Raw genomic sequence first — 24,110 nt, forward strand, 5'->3', positions numbered from 1 at the left:
CACTCCTCCAATTCGGTGCCGGACGGCTGCGGTCCGGCCGCTATCGGATCAGGTCAACGTGAACGGAACATCTACATCCGGCTCATCCTGTTGTGCAGCGTCCACGGCCGGCGGCGAGCCGGGACCGTCGGTGTCCGGCGTTTCCACCATCTCCGGATCGGTGGATTCCGGGTCCGGATCGCCGTCGGCCGACACCGCGACCTCCGGCAGCCATTGGATGTCGGACGGCGCCGGCGCCCGGAAATCGCTGGGCAACGACCACTCCTCGGGGCGGCGGCGCTGCGGCCGACCGTGCCCCTTGTACCAGTTCTCCCGGCGGTGTCCGGGGTCATCCGCCCGCGCGCTCGGCAGGCCGTCGCCTCCTCCACGCGCTGTCCCGGAATCGATCGAATCGACCTCGTCGGGTACCGGAACGGCGCGCGGAATCGGACGCGGGCTCCCGTTGTGCGGCCACTCCACGTTGTGGCAGAAGTTGGTCAACGTCTTCTCGCCGGCCGTGGCGTACGAGATCTGGTTGTACCGGGCCACCAGGGCCAGCGCCTCGTCGTGGGAGTACCGGGTGTTCGTCATCGGGTCCCACCACACCGGTGCCGACTCCCCGCCGTCCTCCGATGTCACCGGATAGATCAGCAGGATCCCCGCCTCGGCCGGCCCTTTCGCTCCGTCGGCATCCCACGACACCTCGACGAAAGCCGCCGACCCGGGGCCCAGATCGACGACCTCGTCGTAGACTCCGGTCAGTTGCTGAACCGGGGATGCGCCCGCACGCGAGGTCAGCGCGGCACCGAACATTTCCTCGATCATTCGGCGTCCGCCCTGGTGCAGGACGTCATCAGGTGTGGGCCGCCCGCCCGGGTTCACACGGTCCCAGCTCGGCACAGCAAATATCGGACGGCCGCTGAAGCACGACAGTCCCGCGATCGCCGATTCATAGAAGCTGATTCTGCCTTCCGCAGGGAAACCCCCACCGAAATTGACGAGCTCGCCGTACGGCGTGCCGCCGGGCACCGAGGTGTACGAACTCGGATCCCGGTGCGCGGCGAACCCGGTTTCGCCGTTGCGCAGCGCATCCTCGAGCGCCGCACGATGCTTCGCCGCGGGCACGACGAACTCGTGGGTTCCGATCACGAATGTCACCGCCGCCGACTTCTCGACGAAATCCGCGGGCGGACCCTGGTAGCTTTTGCCGGTTTGCGCGTCGAACCAGACCTGGCCTTTGTCCCGTTCCTTGTCGGAATAGGCGGGGTAGACCACCACGATGTCGTGACCGCGATCGATCCTCGGCGAGCCATCCGGGTGGTACAGCTTGTTGCCGTCGCTGTCCGTCCCGTGCCATTCGATGGAGACATATGCGACCGTTCCTTTCCCCAGGGCAGCAATATGCTCGTAGGCCGCCCGATACTGCTCGGGGATCGACCGGGACCCGTCGGCGAAGGAGAGGGTCCGGTTACCGACGAACCGCGCCGCCTGCGCTTTCCCGTTGAACAAGCCGTGCGGCGCCGACCCGATCCGCGGTGCCGCGACCTGAGGTTTGCCCAGGAACGAGGCGATCAGTGCGAGCGAGGTGTCCTGGCAGTTGTCGTTGCGGCCCAGGTTCCGCGTGCCCGGCCCGTTGAGGATTTCCCCATAGGGCCGGCCACCCGGCACCGCCGTGAAGGTCCGCGGATCCTGGAACAGTGCGTAACCGGAGCCGTCGGGGTTACGCAGCGCGTCGTCCAGATCCGTTTGATAAGACCGGTTTTCCAGCTCGCCCCAGATGCGGCCGTCCCGATCGGCGGACAGCTGTGGAATCGCCGCCACTTCGCCGGCGGTGAACCACGGAACCGCGGCCGACCGCGCGACCTGCTGCGTCGGCGGCAAGGTGCCCGCTCTCAGCAGCCTGCGGAATCGCTGCCACAGACGGAAGGGCGTGCCGACTGTCGCACGGTCGAGGTGCCCGCCCCACGCCACCCGCCGCGACGGTGAAACAGCCCCACCCGGCGCCGGCGCCACCGACGCACTCGACGTGTCCGGTCGCGGCGGTTCGTCCTCTGGCACTTCCCGTACCTGCCCGATACGCGCCGGCACCGGCACCGGCGAGCGTTCGGCATCCTGCCGCGTGCCTGCATCATCCGGCACCGTCGGCGAAGTTCCTGGCGCCGGGATACTGCTCTCCAGGTCCGGCCCCTGGGGGGCGTCGTCCGGCAGTTCCGTTATCCGCCCGGCCGCGGACACCGGGTGGGGAGCATCGATGACCCGGCCGGGTGGTAGCACGATGAAGCCGAGCTCCGCGCTCTCGGCGATCAGCGCCTCCGGCGGCTGGGTCCAGGTATCGCCGGCCGCCGGGTCCCACCACCGCGGCCCCGGTGGTGGCTGCGGATTGTTTCTCGATTCCCTGGCCGGAAAGGTGACCACGAGGGGCTCGACATGCGAGACAAGGGCTTTGCCGCGCGGGTCGGTCATCCACTCGCCGGTTTCGGGGTCCGTCTTGGGGATCGCCCGGAAAACCACCGCCACCGAACCCGGCCCGAGCATGGCAATCCAGGCGTGCAGTGCCGCGTACTGCTCCGGCAGCGGGAGATCGGAACCGAAGCTGTTGGGGCGGCTACGTAGCCACTGGCAGGCTCTGGCCACGCCCCCGGCCTCGTCGTTGCTGTTGTATCGGCCGGGCCCCGGGTCCGGATGCCGGGGAACGGCGGCCACGGGATAACCCAGGATCGTCGCCACTCCCGCCAATGTCGCATCCCATTTGTTGTTTTCGCGACCGGTGCCGGGAGGCGCACCCAGGTTGATCAACCAGCCGTACGAATTCTCCGGCGTCGGGTAGCTCGCCGGATCCGCCCCGGCCACGAAGGTACCGTCGGCACCGCGTAATGCGTCCTCGACGAGCACCTGCAGCGCCGGATGTTCGAGTCGAGCCAGCCGGCCGTGGCCGAAACGGCGACCGGCGGACGGGTCCGGCAGCCGCGCCGGCGGCACCGGGCGATCGTGCACCGGTGTGATCACCGGAACGAGGGGGCGCGCCGGCCGGGGCCGCGGTGCGGGCGCCGGCGCCGGTAGCCGTCCCGCACCGGACTCGCTGATAATCGTGCGGCCCGGCGGGATCGCCCGGAAACCCACTGTCGCGGAGTCGCGGATGAGCCGCTCGGGTGGTAGGCGGGTCATCTCCCCGGACTGCGGATCCCACCACACCGGGCCCGCGTCGATGACCTTGCCCGCCTCGTCCCGGTTCGCCGGATCCGGGACGGGGTAGACGATCAGCGAATCGAACGAGGCGCCCAGCACGGGATTGCCGGCTCGGTCGAGCAGCGGCTCGCCGGTGGCGGGATCCTTCGCGTACAGATCGTTGTGGACAACGGCCGCCGAGCCGGGGCCGAGCGCGCGCATACGATTGTGGAGAGCGGCGAATTGCTCGGCTACAGAACTGGTTCCGCCGTCGAAATGGTTGACGGGGGTCTGCAGTACGGCGTACATGCGGTATTCGCCGTTGCGCTCGGGACCGATCGGGCCGACGAGTCCGTGCACAGTATCGGGATAACGCGGCGCGGCGACCAGCGGGTGGCCGAGGAAAGTCGCCAACCCGGACAGCACGCATTCGAGGCCGTTGGTGAAACGGCCGGGCTCGACTCCATAACCCGGATTGATCAACTTCCCGTACGGTGTCCCGCCGGGCGGATAGGTGCTCGGATCAGCGAATACGGCGTATTCCCCAGCTTTGTCCCGGAGCGCGTCCTCGAGGGTTCTCTGCAACGTCGGGTGCTCGACCGGAGCAAGCAATCCGGGCCCGAACACCCGGGTGTTCGCTGGGTCGGCCAGCTGTGCCGGTGGCTGCGGCACCGGGTGCCGGGTTACCGGATCCTGCGGCGCGGCCTCCGGCTTCCGTACTTCGTGGTCCCCACCTCCGGCCGGGTTCCGTCCCGCTCCTGATACCGGCTCACCCACGCGGCGGCCACCCTCGCGCCGGTGCTCGTCGGCCTCGGTAGCCGGGTCTGTTTGCCGATCACCATCGCGAGGTCCCGGTGTGTCCGCGGGACCCGGCCGGCCGGTTCCGTCCACCGGCGATTTGCGCGGCGGCTCGTCTCCGGGGAGTTCGTACAGTGCTTCGTCCCCGGGCAGCTCGAACCGCGCATCGTCTCCAGGGAGTTCGTACCGCGGCTCATCCCCAGGGAGTTCGTACAGTGGCTCAACCCCGGACAACCCGGAACTCTGTTCCCGCCGAGTCTGCGAATCCGCATCCGCGGGTTGTTCCGGCTCCGGCCCGGGCTGCCCTGGCGCGTGCTCGGCGTCGACCGTCGCCGGCTGCACCGGTATCAAACCATCATCGAACACCGGCAGATCGGCGTTCTGCGCTGTCGCCGGTGCCGATGGGATCGGGGCTGGAAGCCCGGGTGGCGGCGGTGGGTTCGGTTGACTACGACCGGAAGAATCGACAGCGGTCCCCGCCGACAGCGCGACGAAGACGAGCGCCATGCTGGTATCGATCAATGCGTCCGGTGGTTGCTCCCAGGTTTCGTTCGTCGCCGGGAGCCACCACAGCGGCGCGGCCGGCGGTGCCAGTTCGCCGCCCGCGTCGGCGATCGACGGGAAGACGACCACCACCGGCTCGAAGTGGGAGATCGAGATCTTGCCGGTAGCGGCGTCGGTGGTGGGGATCGCGCGGCCGGCCAGGGCCGCCGACCCCGGTCCGCGGGCGGTTACCCAATTGTGCATAGCCGCGTACTGTTCCCGCACCGGGCGGGCGAAGCCGAAATTATCGGGCCGGCTCCGCAACCACGTGCGTGCCCTGTCGAACCCGTTGACCTGGGCGTCGCGGTGGCCGGGACCGTCCTGCTGCTTTCGGAAGGCAGTGCTGAGGGGATTGCCGAGGAACGTCGAGAGGCCGGACATCGCCGCATCCCATTCGTCCGGGACGAGTTTCCGAGGCCCCCTACCACCTTCACCGACCATCCATCCGTATGAACTGTCCGGTGTCGGGTAGGTTCGCGGATCGGCGCCGGCCACGAAGGTTCCGTCGCTCGTGCGCAACGCGGTCTCCAGGACGTTCTGCAGACCGGGGTGTTGCAGCGTCAGCGGCCGGTCAGGCCCGGAGCCGCGACTCTGCGCCGGATCCGGCAATCGCGCCGGGGCCGGGTGATTGTGCACCGGCGCGGTCACCGGCCCTGGCGGTGGCAGGGTAGCCGATCGCGGTCGCGGCGCCGGCGGAGCATCGGCCGCGCCGATACCGACGATGCTCCGTCCCGGCGGAATCGGCCGGAAAACGACCCGGGCGGAGTTCCGTATCATCCATTCCAACGGCTGACGAGCCATTTCGCCGGACTGCGGATCCCACCACAGCGGGCCTTCATCGATGATGTTTCCCGCTGCGTCGCGGTGCGCCGGATCCGGCGCGGGATAGACGACCAGCACGGCGTGGCCGGCATCGCTTGCCGGGTCGTTCGCCTTCCAGGTGGCGCTGACGGTGGCCGCCGATCCGGGCCCGAACGAAGCGACGAGATCATGGATGGCGGTGAACTGCTCAGGTATGGAACGGTTTCCGTCTCTGAAGCTTTGCACCGGAATCCGGAACATCGCCCGGGACCGCCTGGGGTGGTGTTCCTCGGGCAGGTCCCCGTTGACCGTACCGCCGACCTGACGGGGAAAGACCGGCGCGCTCACCGTCGGCAGGCCGAGAAAGGTCGCCAGCGCGGACAACACACAATCGACGCAATTGGTGGCCCGGCCCGGTGCGACACCGAAGCCGGGGTTGATTCGCTTACCGTACGGTTCCCCCGTGGCCGGGTACTTGCTCGGATCGGCGTATCTGAGGAATGTCCCGTCTGCGCTCCGCAGCACGTTCTCCAAGTCCTGCTGCAGTGCGGGGCTCTCCACCGGGGCGAGGAACCCGGGACCGTACGCCCGGGTCTGCGCCGGCGCGATCAACTGCATCGGCGGCTCGGGCATCGGGCGCTGGGGCGACCGGTTCGGCGGAGTCGCCGGGGTCGGCGCGGCGGGATCGGGCCGGCTGCCGTGCGCGTCGTGCGGCGGCGCGGAGTCCGCACCGGCTCCCGATGGCTCGGCCGGTCCGGTGGCCGGGGATGCGTCCGCTCGAGCACCACGGGCGGCGCCGGGTTCGTCGGACGCGCTGTAGATATCCGGCGCGTCATCGTTATCGGCGACACTGTTGATTTCCGTCGCATTCTCGGCCGCCGCGCCGATGTCTTCCAGGGCGGCCGGTGCGGGTGTATTCGTCGGATTGCCGAGAGCCGGGTCGACCGTCGTACCGGGCCGGACCGGAATGAAGGCGAGTCCCACGCTGCCGGCCATCAGCGCGGCCGACGGCTGGACCCAGGTCTGCCCGGTCACCGGGTCCCACCACGTCGGGCCGGGCGGCGGCTCCCGATCATCGATGGAGGTGATCTGCGGAAAGACCACCAGCAGCGGGGCATAGTGGGAGAAAACATATTTGCCGTCCGCGACCATCGGGCGCCTGGTAACCGGGTCCGTTTTGGGCATCATCCGCAGCGCGACCGCGGCCGTGCCCGGTCCGTGAATGGCCGTCCAGATGTGCAGTGCGGCGTACTGCTGCGCAACAGGAAGTGAGCCGCGGAAGGTATCGGGCCGGCTGCCCAGCCATGCCCCGGCCCAGCGGACCCATCCGGCGTCCTCGATACTCCCCGGGCCGCCGGGGCCCGAAACGGCATTCCGGGGTGCAGCGACCAAGGGATGACCGAGGAACGACGACAGCCCTGACAGCAGCGCGTCCCACTGGTTGTTGTCCCGTCCACGCAGGACAGTCCGGCTCTGCCCGCCGTTGACCAGCCGTCCGAACGGATTACCGGGCGTGGGGTAATTCTGCGGATCGGCCCCGGCGACAAAGGTGTCACCACCCGCTCGCAAGGCATCCGCCACCGCCCGTTGCAGACCGGGATGTTCGACGGGAGCCAGCAGACCGGGGCCGATAGGACGCGACCGCGACGGATCCGGCAACCGCAGCGCCGCCGGACGGTTGAGCACCGGTTGTATCGCATGGTCCGGTCGCGGCGTATTCGCCTGATCCTGATTCGGCGAATCGATGGTCCGGCCGGGCGGAATCACAAAGAAACCGAACGAGCTGCTGCCGGCGATCGGATGGGCCGGCGGCCGGGTCCAGTGTTCGCCGGTGGCGGGAACCCACCACACCGGGCCGGGCGGCGGGTTCGGGTTGTCCCGCGAGGTGACCCGCGGATAGACAATCACCACCGGCTCCAGGCGGGTGGCCACCCTACCGGTCCGATCGCGCACCGGCTGCCCGGTCGCCGGGTTCATCACGGGAATCACACCGATCACCACCGCGGCCGCCCCCGGGCCCAGTGCGGCTACTCGATTATGCAGCGCCGCATACTGTTCCGGCAGCGTGCCGGTCCCGAAGCGATCGGGCTGACGCTGCAACCACTGGAGGACCCTGGTGTACCCACCGGCTCCCTCGTCACCGTTGTCGTATCGATCGGGGCCGGCCGGGTACCTGGGCGCCGCAACCAAGGGATGCCCCAGGAACGACGACAGTCCCGACATCAGGGCATCCCACATATTGGTTCGGCGCCCCAGCGGGAAGAATCCTTCCGCGTTGATCAGCTTTCCGTACGCATGGTCCGCGGTCGGATAGGTTCGTGGATCGGCCCCGGCCACATAGTTTCCCTCGCGACCGCGGAGCCTGTTCTCCAGCGCCTGCTGCAGGAAGGGGTGCTCGAGGGCAGCCAGCTGCCCCGGACCGAAACGACGACTCTGCGACGGGTCCGGCAAACGCAGCGGCGGCGCCGGCCGGTCGAACACCGCGACGGGCTCCGGTGGCGCCGTCTCCTCGCTCTCCGGCGACGGATCCGAATCACCCAGCCGGCGTCGCTTTTCCGGTGCCGCATCGGAATCGGGCAACGCCCGCTTCCGCGTCTCGGACGGACCTGCTTCCGTTCCCCGAGCGGGCCCGGCATCGACCGGAACCGTCTGGTCCGCACCGCCGTCCTCGCCCGCGTCGACCGGAATCGCGTCACGGTCGGCCGATCCGGCCGCATCGACCGCCTGCGGCGGGCCCTGGACCGGTGGTGTACCCGCCGCCCCGTCCGGGTCCTCGTCCTCTTGTTCCGGTACCGGTTCGGGGCCCGGGTTGGCGACGGGATAACTCGTATACGAATGAGAAAGGTGGTGCACCAGTTCATCGCCGGTGGCCGAAACAAACGACAGCGCACCGAATTCCGGTGTGGCGGCCAGCAGGTCTGCCATCTCCGACCGCGAATACCGCGTATTCGTCATCGTGTCCCACCACAGGGGCGCCGGCTGTTCCGCACCGTCCTGGGCTTTCGGATAGACCAGCACGAACGCCGCGACATCTTTACCCGGGACACTTCGGCCCGTTGGGGAAATCTTCTCCGGCAACGATACGAACGCCACGCCCACCGACCCAGGACCCCGATTCGAAACCTGTTCGTATGCCGCGTCCACCTGCTGCCGCAGCGCCGGAGAATCCGGGGACGACAAAGACTCCAGCGGTGTGCCGAAGTACTCCTTTACTCGGTCCCGGGCGCCGTCCCACAGCACCTCGTCCGAGGCCGGCTGCCCGCCCGGATTCAGATGATTCCAGCTCGGCACCGAGAAATTCGGCCGCCCGAGGAAACACGACACTCCCGCGAGCGCCGATTCGTGGACACTGGCTCGCCCGCCGGAGTCCCCCGCCCCGAAGGTGACGAACTCACCGTAGGCGCGGCCACCACGCACCGGCACGAACGGATCCTGATACCTGACAAACCCGCCCTTGCCGTCGTCCAGCGCGTTCCGCAGCGCCCGGCGATGTTTCAGCGCGGCCACATAGAGATCCGGCCGGCCGACCACGAAATACACTCGTCCCGCCGCGAACAGGTAGCCCTCGGGCGGCTCCGTTTCCCACCTCCCGCTCATCGGATCCAACCAGATCGGCCCGCTGTCCGGGCCGTCGTCCGGGACGTAGACGATCGTTGCGTGCCCGCCGATGAGTTTCGGGGAGCCGTCGTCGTTGAATACCTTGTTGCCGTACCGGTCGAACCGTTGATAGTGCGTGCTGACCTGGGCCACCGTGCCCGGCCCCAGCTCCTTGATGAAGCGGTGCGCTGTCTCGTATTGCTGGGGGACCGACTTCGCGGCCGGGCCGGTGAAGGACATGAACCGGTTGCCGAGCATCTGAAATGCCTGCATATCCCCGAACGTGAAATAGTCCCGCAGAATTGTGCCGGGCCGCGGAGCCGCGACCTGCGGCACACCGAAGAACGAGACTATCGCCGACAGCGAAATATCGGCGCAGTTCCGCCACCGGCCGATTTCCTGCGACCCGGGCCCGTTGATCAGTTTCCCGGCCGGCGTCCCACCGACCGCCGAGAAGGCCACCAGATTCGGGTACTGCGCGGCCTTACCCGTCACCGGGTCGCGCAATGCCGCATCCAATGCCGCTTGATCCTGTGGATCGACGGCAATGTACCCGTTGCCGTCCCGGCGCTCGGCGGGATCCGGAACGAGCGCCAGCTCCTCATCGGTCAGCCGCGGAACACCACTCGCCGCCGCAGCCCGGACGTGCGTACCGACCGGCGACGGGCCGCGTCCCAGAAGCCGGCGCAGCCGATCCCGCAAGTGGAAAGGCGAACCGGTCACCTCACCGTGGAACCCGCCGGCACGCTCACCGAGCGGGAGCCGGGGCACCGGACCGGTCCCGTCGCGCGGGCCCGCGTCCGGCCGAGGCGCCTCGTCGCCACCCATTTCCGGGGCGCCCTCACCGGCGGTATCCGCGTCCGAGTCGTCGGCGAGTTCCCACACCCGGCCGGCCCTCCGTGCCGGTGCCCCGGCGCCGGACAGGCCGGACAGCGGTTCCGCGAGATAGTCGCGCAGGCCCCGTCCGCTGGTGGTCACGAAGGAGAGTTCCTCGAACTCCGGGTTCTGCGCGAGGCCGGCCAGCATCTCACGCTGCGAATACTGTCGGCCCGTCATGGTGTCCCACCACACCGGGGCCGTCCCCCGGCCGTCCGCCGACCTCGGGTGGACCAGCAGCAGCGCCGCTAGATCGGCACCACGCGGCCCCCCGGAGACAACCGCCAATCCCAGCGACCCCGAGTCCCGGCCCGCCACCTGAAAATACGCCTCGGCGAACTGCTCGGCGATCGTCCGATTATCCCGGGCCAGTGACTTCAGCCGCTTACCGAACCACTGCCGGACCAGATCGCGGCCGCCCCCGTTGAGCAGCTCGTCCGGAGTGGGCCGCCCATCGACGTTGTACGAGTTCGGGCTCGCGGCGGCGAAAACCGGAAGGCCGACGAAACACGCCGCCCCGGCGAGCGCGGACTCGAAGAAACTGAACCGGCCCGGGTCCCCGGAATCGAAGGTAGCCAGCTCACCGTACGGCCGGCCGCCCGGCACCGCGGTGGCGGACGGGGCCCGGTACCTGGCGAATCCGCCACGGCCGTCACTCATCGCGCGCCGGAGTGCCCGGCGGTGCCGTGCCGCGGCCGATACGGATTCGGGGGTACCGATGACGAAATCGACGCGCGCCGTGTTCGCCAGGACATGTTCCGGCGGGCCGCCGTAGTTCGCCGTCCGCAGCTGCGCGTCGTACCAGACCGGGCCCTGGTCGGCGTTCGGATCCGCGCCGTAGTCGGGATACACGACCACCATGGCGTGTCCACCGTCCCATTGCGGCGAACCGTCCGGATGGTACAGCTTGCGCCCGTCCTCCTGCCGGTGCCACACGAGGTTGACGTATACCGCGGTGCCCGGCCCCAGCGCGGCGAAGAGCCGGTGCGCCTCGTGGAATTGCTGCTCGATCGATCGGCCGTCCAGGTCGAGGGAGAGGCCCCGGTGGCCGAGGAACCTCGTGGCCTGAGACATACCGGAGGTGTGCGTATCCCGTTTGACCGGGCCGATCCGCGGGGAAGCCGCCTGAGGTTTCCCGAAGAAGGTGGAGATCAGCGACAGCGAAATATCCTGGCAGGCATCCTCGAGGTGCCGCCGGCCGGCGGCGGCGATCAGCAACCCATACGGTTCGCCGCCCGCCACCGCGCTGAAGGTCGCCGGATTCTGGAACAGCGCGAATTGGTCACCGACCCGCACCGCGTCCTCCAGTGCATCCTGATGCCGCTGTCCGACCCCGCCCCATACCTCGCGATCCTGATCCCGGAAAAGACTCGGAATCACGGCACGTTCGTCGGCACCGAACCACGGGATGGAGGTCGCCGGCGCAACCGGCGCCGGCCCGGGCAAGGACTGACCGGACTCGGTATCCGGACGGTACGGGTCGGCACCGTAGTCGACCGGCTGGACCGATTCATCGTCCGAATCACCATCGTAGGAATCATCGTCGTCCGAAGAGAACTCGTCCGACTCGTCGTCGGAAGGTTCCTCCTCGGCCGGCTCCAGGTCGGGATCGATGATCCGGCCGGGGGGCACGGCGATGAAGCTCAGCTCGCCGGTCACCGAGCTCAGCTCGGCGGGCGGCTGCTCCCAGGTGTCATCGGTGGCCGGGTCCCACCACACCGGTCCGGGGGCCGGCCCCGGATTGTCCCTCGAAACGCGCGCCGGGTAGACCACCAGGGCCGCGGGTTCGTGGTGGGAGACCACGACCCGGCCGTTCACCCGGACCGGGCTCCCGGTCACGGGATCCAGCTCGGGAACCGCGCGGATAGCCAGGGCGGCCGACCCCGGTCCGAGCATCGCCACCCATGCGTGCAGCGCCGCGTATTGTTGCGGCCGCGACCCGCCCCGGAAATGGTCGGGTGCGCTCAGCAACCAATCCAGGGCCCGCGAATACCCGTCGGTCTCGTCCGCATCGCTGTACGAATCCGGTCCGGCATCCGCATACCGCGGAGCAGCCACCAACGGATACCCCAAAAACGACGACAACCCCGACAACGCCGCATCCCACCGATTCGAACCCCGCCCCAACACAAAATGCCCACCCTGATTCACCAACCACCCAAACGAATTCCCCACCGACGGAAAACTCCGCGGATCCGCACCCACCACAAACCCACCACCGCCGTCGGACAACAACGACTCCAACGGCCCCTCCACACCAGCAAACTCCAACGGAGCCAACTGGCCAGGACCGAAAACCCGCCCCCGCGACGGATCCATCAACCGCATCGGCGGCCCCGCACGATTGAACACCGGCACCACCAACGGCACCGGCACCGACCGCACCACCGAACCCCGCCCCGACGCATCCACCGTCGTACCCGGCCGGATCTCGATGAACCGGAGCTGCACTGTCATATCCACGATCTCGGCCGGCGCTTGCTCCCAGGTAGTGCCGGTCAGCGGATCCCACCACACCGGCTCGGCCGGCCGCGGGATTCGATCGTCGGCTGTGGCGATCACCGGGAATATCAGCACCAGTGGCTCGTAGTGGCTGAGGACGAACCGCCCGTCCTGATCGACCGCGAATTCGCCGGTATCGGGGTCCACCGTGCCGACACCGCAGAAAGCCAATGCCGCCGACCCGGGTCCGGAATGAGCCACCCGGTCCCGTAGTGCCGCGTACTTCTGTTCCGGCGAGCCGGAGCCGAAATCATCGGGCTGGGTCTGCAGCCACTGGACGGCCCGCCGGGGTTCTTCGGTCGTGTCGTACTGCCCGGGACCCGCCTCCGGTGACCGCGGGGCAGCGACCAACGGGCTACCCAGGAACGACGACAGCCCCGACAGCGCCGCATCCCACCGATTGGTGCTCCGGCCCGGGGCGCCGCCGTTGCCGCCGTTGACCATCCATCCGTACGGGTACCCCGGTGACGGGTAGGTTCGCGGATCGGCTCCCACCACAAAATTGCCGCTGCTGTCCCGCAATACACTGTCGAGCAACTTCTGCTGCCCGGGATGCTCGACCGGATCCAGCGCACCGGCCCCGAACCGGCGAGTCCGCGCGGGATCCGGCAACCGCATCGGCGCCGGACGGTTGCGTATCGGGACCAGCGCCGGTTCCGCGCGCGGCGGCACCGGCTGTGGTTCCGGCCGCGGCGCCTGAACCGGTCGCCGGCCCGCCGCATCGAATACGGAACGACCGGGCGGGATGAACGTGAACCCGATCTCATGGGAGGACCGCGCGAACGTTTCGGGCGGCCGGCGGGACATCTCGCCGCTCTGCGGATCCCACCAGAGCGGGCCGTTGTCGATGACCTGACCGTTCTCATCGAGGTTGTCCGGATCCGGCTTCGGATAGACAATCAGCACGCCGTGTCCGTCGCCGCTGACGGGTTGGCCGGCACTACCCTCCGGCCCGCCCTGGGCCGCTGGATCCATCGACTGCCAGACGGTGGAAACGAGGGCCGCCGACCCCGGCCCGAGCTCGGCCACCTGATCGTGGATGGCCGTCAATTGCTCGCGCGGGCTCCTGGACCCGGCCCGGAAGCGCCGCTCACCGAGCCCGGTCATCCAATATTGCCGGCCGGCAGCGAAGGACTCACCGTCCCAGACGACATTGCCGTCCACGATGATGGGATGAACCGGTGCGGCGACCAGTGGGTAGCCGAGGAAGCTCGCCAAACCGGCCAGCATGCAGTCCTGGCAATTCACCCTGCGCCCCGGAATGTCCTGGAAGCCGGGGTTGATCATCGTGCCGTACGGACTGTCGGCGGAGGGATAGCTACTCGGGTCGGCGTATGCGACGAATCCCTCGGGACCGCGCAGCGCTTTCTCGAGCGTTTCCTGCAGCGCGTCGTCCTCGATCGGAGCGAGGTAGTCCGGACCGAACACCCGCATCGCGGCCGGGTCGGCCAACTCCATCGGCGGCGCCGGCAACGAATCGAACGGGTTACCGGTGGCGGCGTCCTGCTCCGATTCGCCTTCCTCCGAGTCGGCTTCCCCAGCGTCCGAATCCTCCGGGTCCGAATCCTCCGGGTCCGAATCCTCCGGTTCGGTACCCCCTGGGTCCGAATTCCCCGGGTCCGGATCCCCTGGATCCCCCGCGTCCGATGCCCCTGCGTCCGAATCTCCTGGGTCGGACTCCCCCGCGTCGAAATCCTCCAGGTCCGATTCGGACTGGTCGGAGTAGAGCCTGTCGGTGCCGATATCGTCCGAATCGTCATCGTCATCCGAATCGGAAACGGTGATCGGATGGTCGAGGCCCGGGTCGATACGGCGGCCGGGCGGTAGCGCAATGAAGCCGAACCACGAGCTTCCGGCGATCGGCGCGGTCGGCGGCCGGTCCCAGGTGTGATCGGTGGCCGGGTCCCACCACACCGGTCCGGGGGTCGGCACCGGATTGTCCCTCGAGACTCGCGCCGGATAGATGACCAGGATGGGCTCGAAGCGAGCGGTTTCGGGTTGTCCCTGCGCATTCCGTAGCGGCTCACCGGTGCCCGGGTCCACTTCCGGGATCGCGGAGAAGCCCAGCGCCGCCGACCCCGGCCCGAGCATCGCCACCCACGCGTGCAGCGCCGCATAACCTTCTACCGGAGAGGCAGCAGCAAAGGTATCGGGCATACTCTGCAGCCACTCGATGGCCCGCCGGCGCCCGTCGGTCTCGTCCGCGTCGTTGTACGAATCCGGTCCGGCATCCGCATACCGCGGAGCAGCCACCAACGGATACCCCAAAAACGACGACAACCCCGACAACGCCGCATCCCACCGATTCGAACCCCGCCCCAACACAAAATGCCCACCCTGATTCACCAACCACCCAAACGAATTCCCCACCGACGGAAAACTCCGCGGATCCGCACCCACCACAAACCCACCACCGCCGTCGGACAACAACGACTCCAACGGCCCCTCCACACCAGCAAACTCCAACGGAGCCAACTGGCCAGGACCGAAAACCCGCCCCCGCGACGGATCCATCAACCGCATCGGCGGCCCCGCACGATTGAACACCGGCACCACCAACGGCACCGGCACCGGCACCGGCACCGACCGCACCACCGAACCCCGCCCCGACGCATCCACCGTCGTATCCGGCGGCAACGCAATGAATCCGAACTGCACCGTGCTGTGCACGATCCGGTCCGGCAACTGTTCCCACGTCGTATTGCTCGCCGGGTCCCACCACTGCGGCCGGGTCGGCGTACTGGCCTGATTGCCGTCCGAGGCGATTACCGGGAAGATCACGGCCAGCGGCATGATGCCGGAGACCACGTACTCCTCGTTCTCATCCCGCGCCAGGTCGCCGGTGGCGGGGTCGACTTCGCCGATCGCGGCGAATGCCACGGCCGCCGCCCCCGGCCCGAGGTGAGCTACCCATTCGTGTAGTGCGGCGAATTGCTGCGGCGCCGAAATCTCACCGAAATGATCGGGCTGCGTCTGCAGCCATTCGATGACCCGCTCCATCCCGGCGGCTTCGTCCTCGCGGTTATAGCTGTCGCCCGCATCAGGATGCCGGGGGGCGGCGACCAGCGGATTACCGCGGAACGACGACAATCCCGCCAGCAGCGCATCCCAGCGGTTCGCGACCCGGGACGCCGGGCGGCTACTGCCCCCATTGATCATCCAGCCGTACGGATAACCCGGTGTCGGATAGCTCCGCGGATCCGCACCGACTACGAAATCACCGTTGCCGGCCCGCAAGACATTCTCGAGCGCCCACTGCTGACCCGGATGTTCGAGGTGAGCCAGCCCACCCTGCCCGTAAGGCCGCCGCGCGGACGGATCCGGCAGCCGCACCGGCGGCGCGGGACGGTCGAGCGCCGGGACCACCGCCGGACGCGGCCGGGTGTGCACCGCCTGTCGCGGCGCCGGAACCGGCTGCCGGGCGGACGCGCTGACCACTGTGCGCCCCGGCGGAATCACCACGGACATGACCAGGAGCGACTGCGTACGGAAGTCCTCGAAGGGCTCGTGAGACATCCTGCCGCTCTGCGGATCCCACCACAGCGGACCCTCGTCTATCACCGCACCGTTCTCGTCGAGATTGTCCGGATCCGGTGCGGGATAGACGACGAGGACGGTATGTTCGGGGCCCTCGACGGGTTCCCCGTCCTCGTCCACCATCGGGTCACCGGTTTCGGGGTCCGCCGCCTGCCACCGGTTGGAGACAATCGCCGCCGAACCCGGCCCGAGTTCCGCCACGTGATCATGGATCGCGGTGATGCGCTCGGGTATGGTGCCGAATCCGTCCAATGCGTATTCGGCGAGCCCGACCATCCAGTGCTGCCGGCCGGAGCCACCCCGCTCCGGGCCGTCCCAGTTGACCGCGCCGTGCGCGACTGCCGGGTGGATCGGCGCGGCAACCGTCGGGCTGCCGAGGAAGGTCGCCAGACCGGCGAGCACACAATCCTGGCAATTGTTGTCCCGCCCGGGCCTGTTCCCGTGGCCCGGATTGATCATCTCGCCGAACGGTGTACCACCGGGCGGATAACTGCTCGGGTCGGCGTAGACGGCGAACCCGTCCGGACGCCGCATCGCATTCTCGAGTGCGTGTGGCAGCGCAGGATCTTCCACCGGAGCGAGATACCCCGGTCCGAAGACGCGCATTTCCGCCGGATCCAGCAACTCCATCGGCGGCTCCGGCAGTACGACCTGTCGCGACTGCTGGTTCTCGGAGACACTCTCCGCGCCGGATTCGCTCCGCGGTGATTCCGAACCCGCCGGATCCGAGTCCCGCGCATCGTCGTCCGCCCGCTCCCCGGCCGGACCGGGCGGATCGTTTTCGTCCGAATCGTCGGTGCGGGTGTGCTTCTGCGGCGGTGCACCGGATTCCGGATCCGGCAGCGGCCGCTTCCGCTGCCCGGAATCCGCCGGCCCACCGGTATCGCCCGCGGGCTGTTGTGGACCGAGCTCGGGCGGGTCATCGTCCGGCGCCGGCGAAGATGCCGAACGTGGCGGCAGTGAGTACAGCCCCCCGGGGCTCAGTACTCCGTCGTCCCCATCTCCGGCCAGCTCCCGTCCTGCTCCTGGCGCCAGCCCGCCCACGCCGACGCCACCATCGCGTCGGTGCTCGTCGGCTGCGGTAGCCGGGTCCGTTTGTCGATGACCATCGAGAACTGATCTGCCGGCTTCACCTCCGACTGCACGTTCACCCGGTACTCCACCCGATCCGGGGCTTCGTCGATCCGGAGCAGTTCCAGCCGAGTCTGCCGGGGATAGATCTGCCGGGCGGACGGTTCCCGCCCGGCCGTCACGGCCTCGGTGTAGTTCTCCATCACCATCCCGCCCGGCCAGCTCGGGTACTGCAGGATCACCCCGGCGGCCGCTGTCACCACCAGACAGGACATCCCGATCGCCCGGCCCGTGTCCAGATCCTCCTGGGTGGCCTGTGGCTGGAGCAGCCAGTCGCCCACCGGCATCCGGCCGATCAGATACGCCTGATCGCCCGGTAGCGCTTCCCGCAGGTACTCCCGGACTTGTTCCTCGGTCTGTAGCGGCAGATCCATCGGTTGCTCCTTCGGTATGGGTATCAGAAATGTCCGCTTCGACGGTCCGGCCCGGCGGGACCGCCACGAAGTTCAGGTAAAGGGTGCGGTCGATCAGGTCCGGCGGCGGGGCGTCCCAAGTCTCGCCGGTCACCGGATTCCACCACACCGGCCCGGAACCGGTGACCGGATACACGATCACCGACGGCTCCGGCTCCCCCGGTACGAGGTCTCCCTCGGCGGTGCGGGACGGGAGGCCGGTATCCGGATCCGGCACGGGTTTCGCGCTGAGCACCAGGGCCGCCGAACCGGGGCCCAGATGCGTCACCCAATTATTCAGTGCCGCATACTGTTCGGCCATCGGCAACGCGGGGTCGAAGTTGGTGGGATCGCTGCCCAGCCAGTGCAGTGCCCGGGCCCGGCCGTCCTTTTCGTCCGCACGGTCGTTGCCGGCGGTCGCCGGATCGATATGCCGTATCGCGGCGACCTCCGGCTTACCGAAGAAGGTCGCCAGCGCCGACATCGCGGCATCGAACCCATTGGTGTCGCGGCCTTTCAGGCTGGTGCCACCGGGATTGATCAGTTTCCCGTACGGATGTTCCGGACGGGGATAGGTGCTCGGATCGGCGCCGACCTCGAAACGGCCGCTGTCGTCGCGCATGGCGTTCTCCAGCGCCAGCTGGAAACCCGGATGTTCGACCGGGCGCAGCTCACCGGGACCGAACCGGCGACTGCCGGCGGGATCGGAGAGCCGGTGCGGGGGTTCGGGACGACTGTGTTCCGGTGCGATCACCGCCTCCCGGACGGGGGCCGGAAGCGCCGGGGCCGGCCGGGGCCCGGCACCGGCAGACCTGGCGTCGGCGAGACTCGGCAGGACCGACCGGCCCGCCGGGATCGGCACGAATCCGACCGATTTCGTGTTGAAGGTCAGCTGGAGGCTCGGCCCCTCGGTCACGATGCCGCCCTGCGGGTCCCACCACAGCGGGCCCTTCGCCCCTACTGGATAGACGACGAGCGTCGCGTGGCCGCTCAGCACCGGACGGCCGCCCACCTGCATCGGGCGGCCGGTTCGCGGATCGCGCGGCTGCCAGGTGAACGAGACGTAGGCCGCGGAGCCCTCCCCGAGGTTCTTCATGTACTGGTGGATGGCGCGGAACTGCTCGACAATCGCGCGGCGGCCGTCGTCGAAATTGTTCGGCCGGTTGCCGAGCATCTGGTACAGCCGGGTCTGGTCGAGGCCGTCGGACCCGCCGCTACTGACCACACCGTTCACGATCTGGTGATAGCGCGGCAGCGCGACCTGCGGCAGTCCGAGGAAGGTCATCAGACCCGCCACCGAGCAGTCGAGACAGTTCTTGTTGCGTCCGGGAACCTTGATGCCCCCGGGATTGATCAGCTCACCGTACGGCGTGCCGTTGGCGGGATAGGAGCGCGGATCCGCGTATCGGGCGAAGTTACCGGCGCTGTCCCGCATCGCGTTCTCGAGGTGTGTCTGCAACGCCTGGTCTTCCAGCGGTGCCAGCCAGCCCGGCCCGTACATCCGGGCATCCGTCCCGTTGGGCAGCACGGTCGCCGGCCAGGGCAAGTTCAGCTGCGGCCGCGGTGAAATATCCTGCTGCGAGCCCGGGGTCGGGGAGAATGGCGACTCGGTGCCGGTTCCGGCAGGTGCGGACGCGTCCGGGGTGGACTGCGCCACCTCCAGCAGCGGTCGCTTCGCTGGTGCGGTATCCGGCTCCGACGCCGGCCGTTTCGTCCCCGCGGTCTCGGTTTCCCGCGCCGGCGGATCGGATTCCGGTTCCCCCGGCGGTGCGCCCAAGGGCACCTCGGACTCCGCGAGGACCCTGGGCTCCGGCTCGTCCGCGATACCGGTGCGGTCCGAATCCGTATCGGCCTCGTCGTAGGTATCGGGCAGTTCGACGATCCGGGGCCCGAGTTCGGATGGGAACCCCGACATCCCCGGCTGCCCCGCCGGGGGCTGCGGCGGGTTCTCCGACGGAGCCGATTCCCCGACCGTCCGGCCGGGCGGAATCGGGATGAAGCGGAGCCGGCCGGTCAGCGCGACCAGGTCGGCGGGCGGTTGATCCCAGGTCTCGCCCGTCACCGCGTTCCACCACACCGGACCGGATGCGGCCGGTGGATAGACGACCACCGTGGGCTGGACCCGGGCCTTCGGCCTGTTCTGCCCATCGCGCAGAATCTGCCCCGTTGCCGGATCCTGCTCCGGAACGACACTGAAAACCACTGCGGCCGAACCCGGTCCGAGATGGTGCACCCAATTGTGCAGATTCGCGTACTGCTCCGTCATCGGCTGACCGGCCGGGTATTGGTGCAGGTTCCCGCCGGCCCACTGGGCTGCCCGCTGGACGCCATCGGTTTCCGCGGTCCAGTTGTCGGGACTCACCGCATTGTCGACATACCGGGCCGCGGCAACCCGCGGTTTCCCGAGGAACGACGAGAGCGCCGACAGCGCGGCGTCGAAATGGTTACTCCGTCGTCCCGGCACCCCCAGTCCACCGGCATTGACCAGCGACCCGTACGGCGCCGCGGTCGAGGGATACGTTCCCGGGTGGGCCCCCACCACGAAATCGCCGGAGCCGTCACGCAGCGCGTTCTCGAGCGCCTGCAGCAGCCCGGGATGCAGATCCGGGTTCAGATGGCCGGGGCCGAACGTCCGGCTCGCCGCGGGATCGGGCAACCGCAACGGCGGCTCGGCGGCGGTCTGCGCGGCCGGCGCGACCACCGGCCCCGACGGCGGCTGCTGCGGAACCGGAGCGGGCGACGCGGCGGCAGGATCCGGATCAGCGGCGACGACCCGATCCGCCGGGACGGGGATGAAGGCGACCCCCGCACTGCGGTCGACCATGGCCGGCGACGGCCCGAGGGTCATCTCACCCGACTGCGGGTCCCACCACACCGGCCCCTCGGCACCTTCCGGATAGACGATCAGCGTGGTGTGCGTTTCGAAGGTCACCGAGCCGTCGTCCGGCAGCGGTTGGCCGGTGGCCGGATCGATCTGTGCCCACATGCTGGTCACGTAGGCGGCCGAACCCGGACCAAGGTGTCGTACCCAGTTGTCCATCGCGGCATACTGCTCCGGGATCGACCGGCCGTCCGTGTAGCTCTCCGGACGGGTACGCAGCATCTGGAAAACCCGCTGCATACCTCCCTGCTCACCACCGCGGCGGTCGACGACACCGTTCACCACGTCCGGATAGCGGGGCGCGGCAACCATCGGCACACCGTAGAAACTGGCCAGCCCCGCCAGCGCGGTCTCGACACAGTTGTTCCCGCGGGACGGACCGTCCGACCGGCCCGGGTTGATCAGCTCGCCATAAGGCGTCCCACCGGCCGGGTGGGTACGCGGATCGGCGTACCGCACGAAGTTCCCGTCCGCGCCGCGCAGCGCCTCCTCGAGGTCCCGCTGCCGTTGCGGGTCCTCGAGGGGCGCCAGCAGGTGCGGTCCGTATGCGCGGGAGTGCATGGGGTTTCCCAGCACCATCGGTGGCTCCGGCCAGCCGAACAGCGGCGGTTCCGGCGCGGTCTCCGACTCCGGATCCGTCCAGCCGTCCCAATCCGATTCCTCGTCCGCGGACTGCTCCACTCCGGATTCTCGCGGCGACCGGGGAGTCCGCGGGCTCTGTTGGGCGGGCGGCTGCTGCGGTCCGCTGTCGACCGGTACGAGTACCGGCACCGGCTGCTCGTCCTTCGAGTCCGTTTCCTGTTCGCCCTGCTGCGGGCTGCCCGGTACCGATTCCCCGGCGCGAAACCGCTTGGGCGATGGTTCCGGGCTCGGCTCGGTCTCGGCATGTGGCCGTTTCGGCCGCCCCGGATCGCCCTCGGCGGAGTAGTGCGCCCCGGTCTGATTCGGGCCGGTCTGAACCTGTTCTGTCCCCGCTCGCCCATGATTCGGTCCCGCCTGTGCCTGACTCGGGCCGGCCTGCAGCTGATTCGGGCCGGGCTGCGGCTGATTCGGCGAATTCGCTCCGGGCTGCGCTGGGCCCGGAACCTGATTCGACGTGCTCGGCGAGCTCTGGTTCGGCGCGGGCGCGCCCGGCGAATGCTGCACTTGTGCAGGCGCACCCGGGTTCTGTAGGGGATGTGGCCCCGGTTGGGCGGGGGTCACCTGCGCCGGGGTCACGGGTTGTGGCGCCGGGCCGGCCGGCACCGAATTGGTGAGCCCGGCCCCGGGATCGATCAGCGAAGCGGGATTCCCGCCCACGTTCGCCGAGATCATGGCTTCGAAAGCCTCTGGTGTCCACCGCGATTCCAGATCGTCCGGAAGGTCACCTCCGATCAGATCCGACCATTCGGCATCGCCGATCGCCTCTGGTGAACCAGAACTGATCGGCGGCTCGAGCCGGCGCGTCTCGGCGGTCGAAGCCGGCGGCGACGTCTCCGATACCGGTGCCTGGCGGCTCTGCTGGGCATCCGGAGACGCGGCGGCAACATTCGACGGCCCGGTCGTAGTTCCCGGCCGGGCGGTAGAACTCGCTTGTCCGGTGGGAGGTTCCGTGCGACCGGGTTGCGCGGGCCCGGTGGACTGCCCCTGCCCGGCGGCGTGGGCCGGGCTGGAATTCGAGACGGGACCGGAAGCGGGTGCGGGGCCGGAAGTCTGTGTCGCACCCGAGGTCTGGGCCGGTCCGGGAGTCTGAGCAGGGCCCGGAGCCTGAGCAGGGCCCGGAGTCTGGACCGGGCCGAGAGCCTGGACGGGGCCGGATGCCCCGGGAATCGGCGGCCCACCGGGCTGGGACGTCTGCGCGACCGGATCCGTGGTACCACCGACCCGGTCACCCGCCTCCCCTCCGTCACGAGGACCGGTCGAGATCTCACCGGGGCGCGAGCCCGTCTCGTCCGACTGCTGTCCGCTCGTCCCCGGCTGATCATGGTCTGCGGAGCGACCCGGTTCGCCCGGCTGATCCTGGTGCGTCTGCTGCCCCTGGTGCGTTGTCGTATCCGAGGCCCCGCCACCGGTGCCCGATACCGAATCCCCGGTCTGTGTCCCCGGCCCCCCGACCGGCGATTCGCCGACCGTACCGCCGGAACCATCCGATCCGCCGACACCACCGTCCACACCGGCGGACTCGCCACGACCGTCACCGGCACTCGACCCGCCGGCACCGGCACCGTCCGCGGAACCATCACCGCGACCCTCCGCACTGCTCGATCCGGCGCCCTCACCTCCGCTGGACCCGGCCCCACCGCGCTCACCACCGCCACCCGGCGCCGTGCTCGTACTATCTTGCTGCCCAGACGAATTACTGTCCGAGCCGCCCGGCACGGTCCCACCGCCCGCCGGAGCCTCCGAGGCATGCGACGACCCGCCACCTGTACCGGACGTACCCTGCGGTGACTGTCCACCGGAGGGCGAAAGCCCCGAACTCGAATCCCCAGGTGCGGAGGAGCGCCCGCCACCCGTCGAATCCGAACCGCTACCGGCGAAATCGGCACCGCCCGGCGACCGGTTCGGAGATTGCGGCCCCTCCCCTGGCGGCTGCTGTCCACCGGCGAAGCTCTGCGGCTGGGTGGTCCCCACCGACCCGGCCCGCGAGAATTCCGGCATATCGGTCGGCCCACCGCGTGATCCACCCGGTCGTTGCGGCCCGGACTCGCCCGCGCGTTCGGAGGTATCACCGCGCGTCTGTGACGAGTCGCCGTTTCCCGGAGTTCCACCGCCCGGCGGGGGCTGCTCCCGAACCTGTTCCCCCAGTCCGGACCCGTCGCCGGAGCCGTTGTCGAATTCTCCGCCGCTGCGTCCAAACCGGTCCCCACCGCCGACACCCCACTCACCGGCCGCCGAACCGACGAGCCCCGCCCGGCCGAAGGTCGACGGGTCTGCCAGGCCGACGATCCCGCCCTGGATGAACCCGCCGGCGACACCGACTCCGGTGAGGGTATCCGAGATGCTCTGCCCGGATATCGCGGCGACGAACAGGCTGCCGGCGATACCGGCGAGTCCGTCCGACGCGGCCCCGACCACCGTGTTCTGTCCTGCCCGACCCCACCAGTTGTCGAGTTGATCACCGAGATTCCTGTTGAACCCGAACCCGTTGGAGAATCCTTTGTTGAGCCCCTTGGCCACGGCCCCGCCGATCGGTTCCGCGAAACCGCCGGCCGCCGCGCTGTAGCCGATTTCCGACCAATCCATTTCCCGGCGCTTGTCATCGGCGACCTGGCCCGCCTGCACCGCACCGCTGATTATCGCCTCCTCGGCGGCGCCCTGGATCACCTCGCTACCGAAAACGCCCCACCCCTTTGCCGTGGGCAGGGTCGGTTTACCGGCGAGCAAACTGCGCCAGAAACTCCGTTTCACGTTGGGCGCACCCAGTTTCGAGGCCAGCTGCTGGATGGCCTTCTGCGTGGCGGTTCGCACCGCTTGCAGCACCGCCCGGGTACCGCCGATGGCCGCGGCCTCGACCGCGGGCGCTGTCGGCGGGAACAGCCAGGCCAGTGCGATTTCGACGGCCAGCCAGCACAGGGTGATGATGATGGTGATCTTCTCGGCCTGCAGCTCGGTTCCCATATCGAAGGTGGAGTCCGAGGTTTGCTGCATGTACTGAGCGAGCGCCTCTATCGAGGAGTCCCCGCTGCGGAGCTTGTCGTATTGGCCGCCCATCTCGGCGCGCGCGGCGCCGTCGGAATAGGCCGCCTCGGTCGCGGCCTTGGCGGCGTCGACCGCAACGAGCAGGGCGAGCAGCTCTTCGGCGGCGTCTTTCCACGCATCGGAAACCGCCCAGGCCTTGTCTTCGTCACCGTCCGGCCATTCTGCGCCCGCTATCCAGCCGAGCCAGCGCATCTCCGGCGGCAGGTAGAGACTCACGGCGGTATGAC

1 protein-coding gene is annotated in these 24,110 nt (G+C 69.1%); it reads right to left on the reverse strand.

Going from position 1 to position 24,110, the window contains the following annotated elements:
• Positions 1-48: 48 nt before the first annotated feature.
• On the reverse strand, positions 49-24,099 hold the full coding sequence (locus ACIA75_RS33925) for a toxin glutamine deamidase domain-containing protein (protein WP_397111158.1): 24,051 nt from the start codon (positions 24,097-24,099) through the stop codon (positions 49-51).
• Between the last annotated feature and the right edge of the window lie 11 nt (positions 24,100-24,110).

This window comes from Nocardia sp. NPDC051750 (genome assembly GCF_044453135.1).
Lineage (GTDB): Bacteria > Actinomycetota > Actinomycetes > Mycobacteriales > Mycobacteriaceae > Nocardia.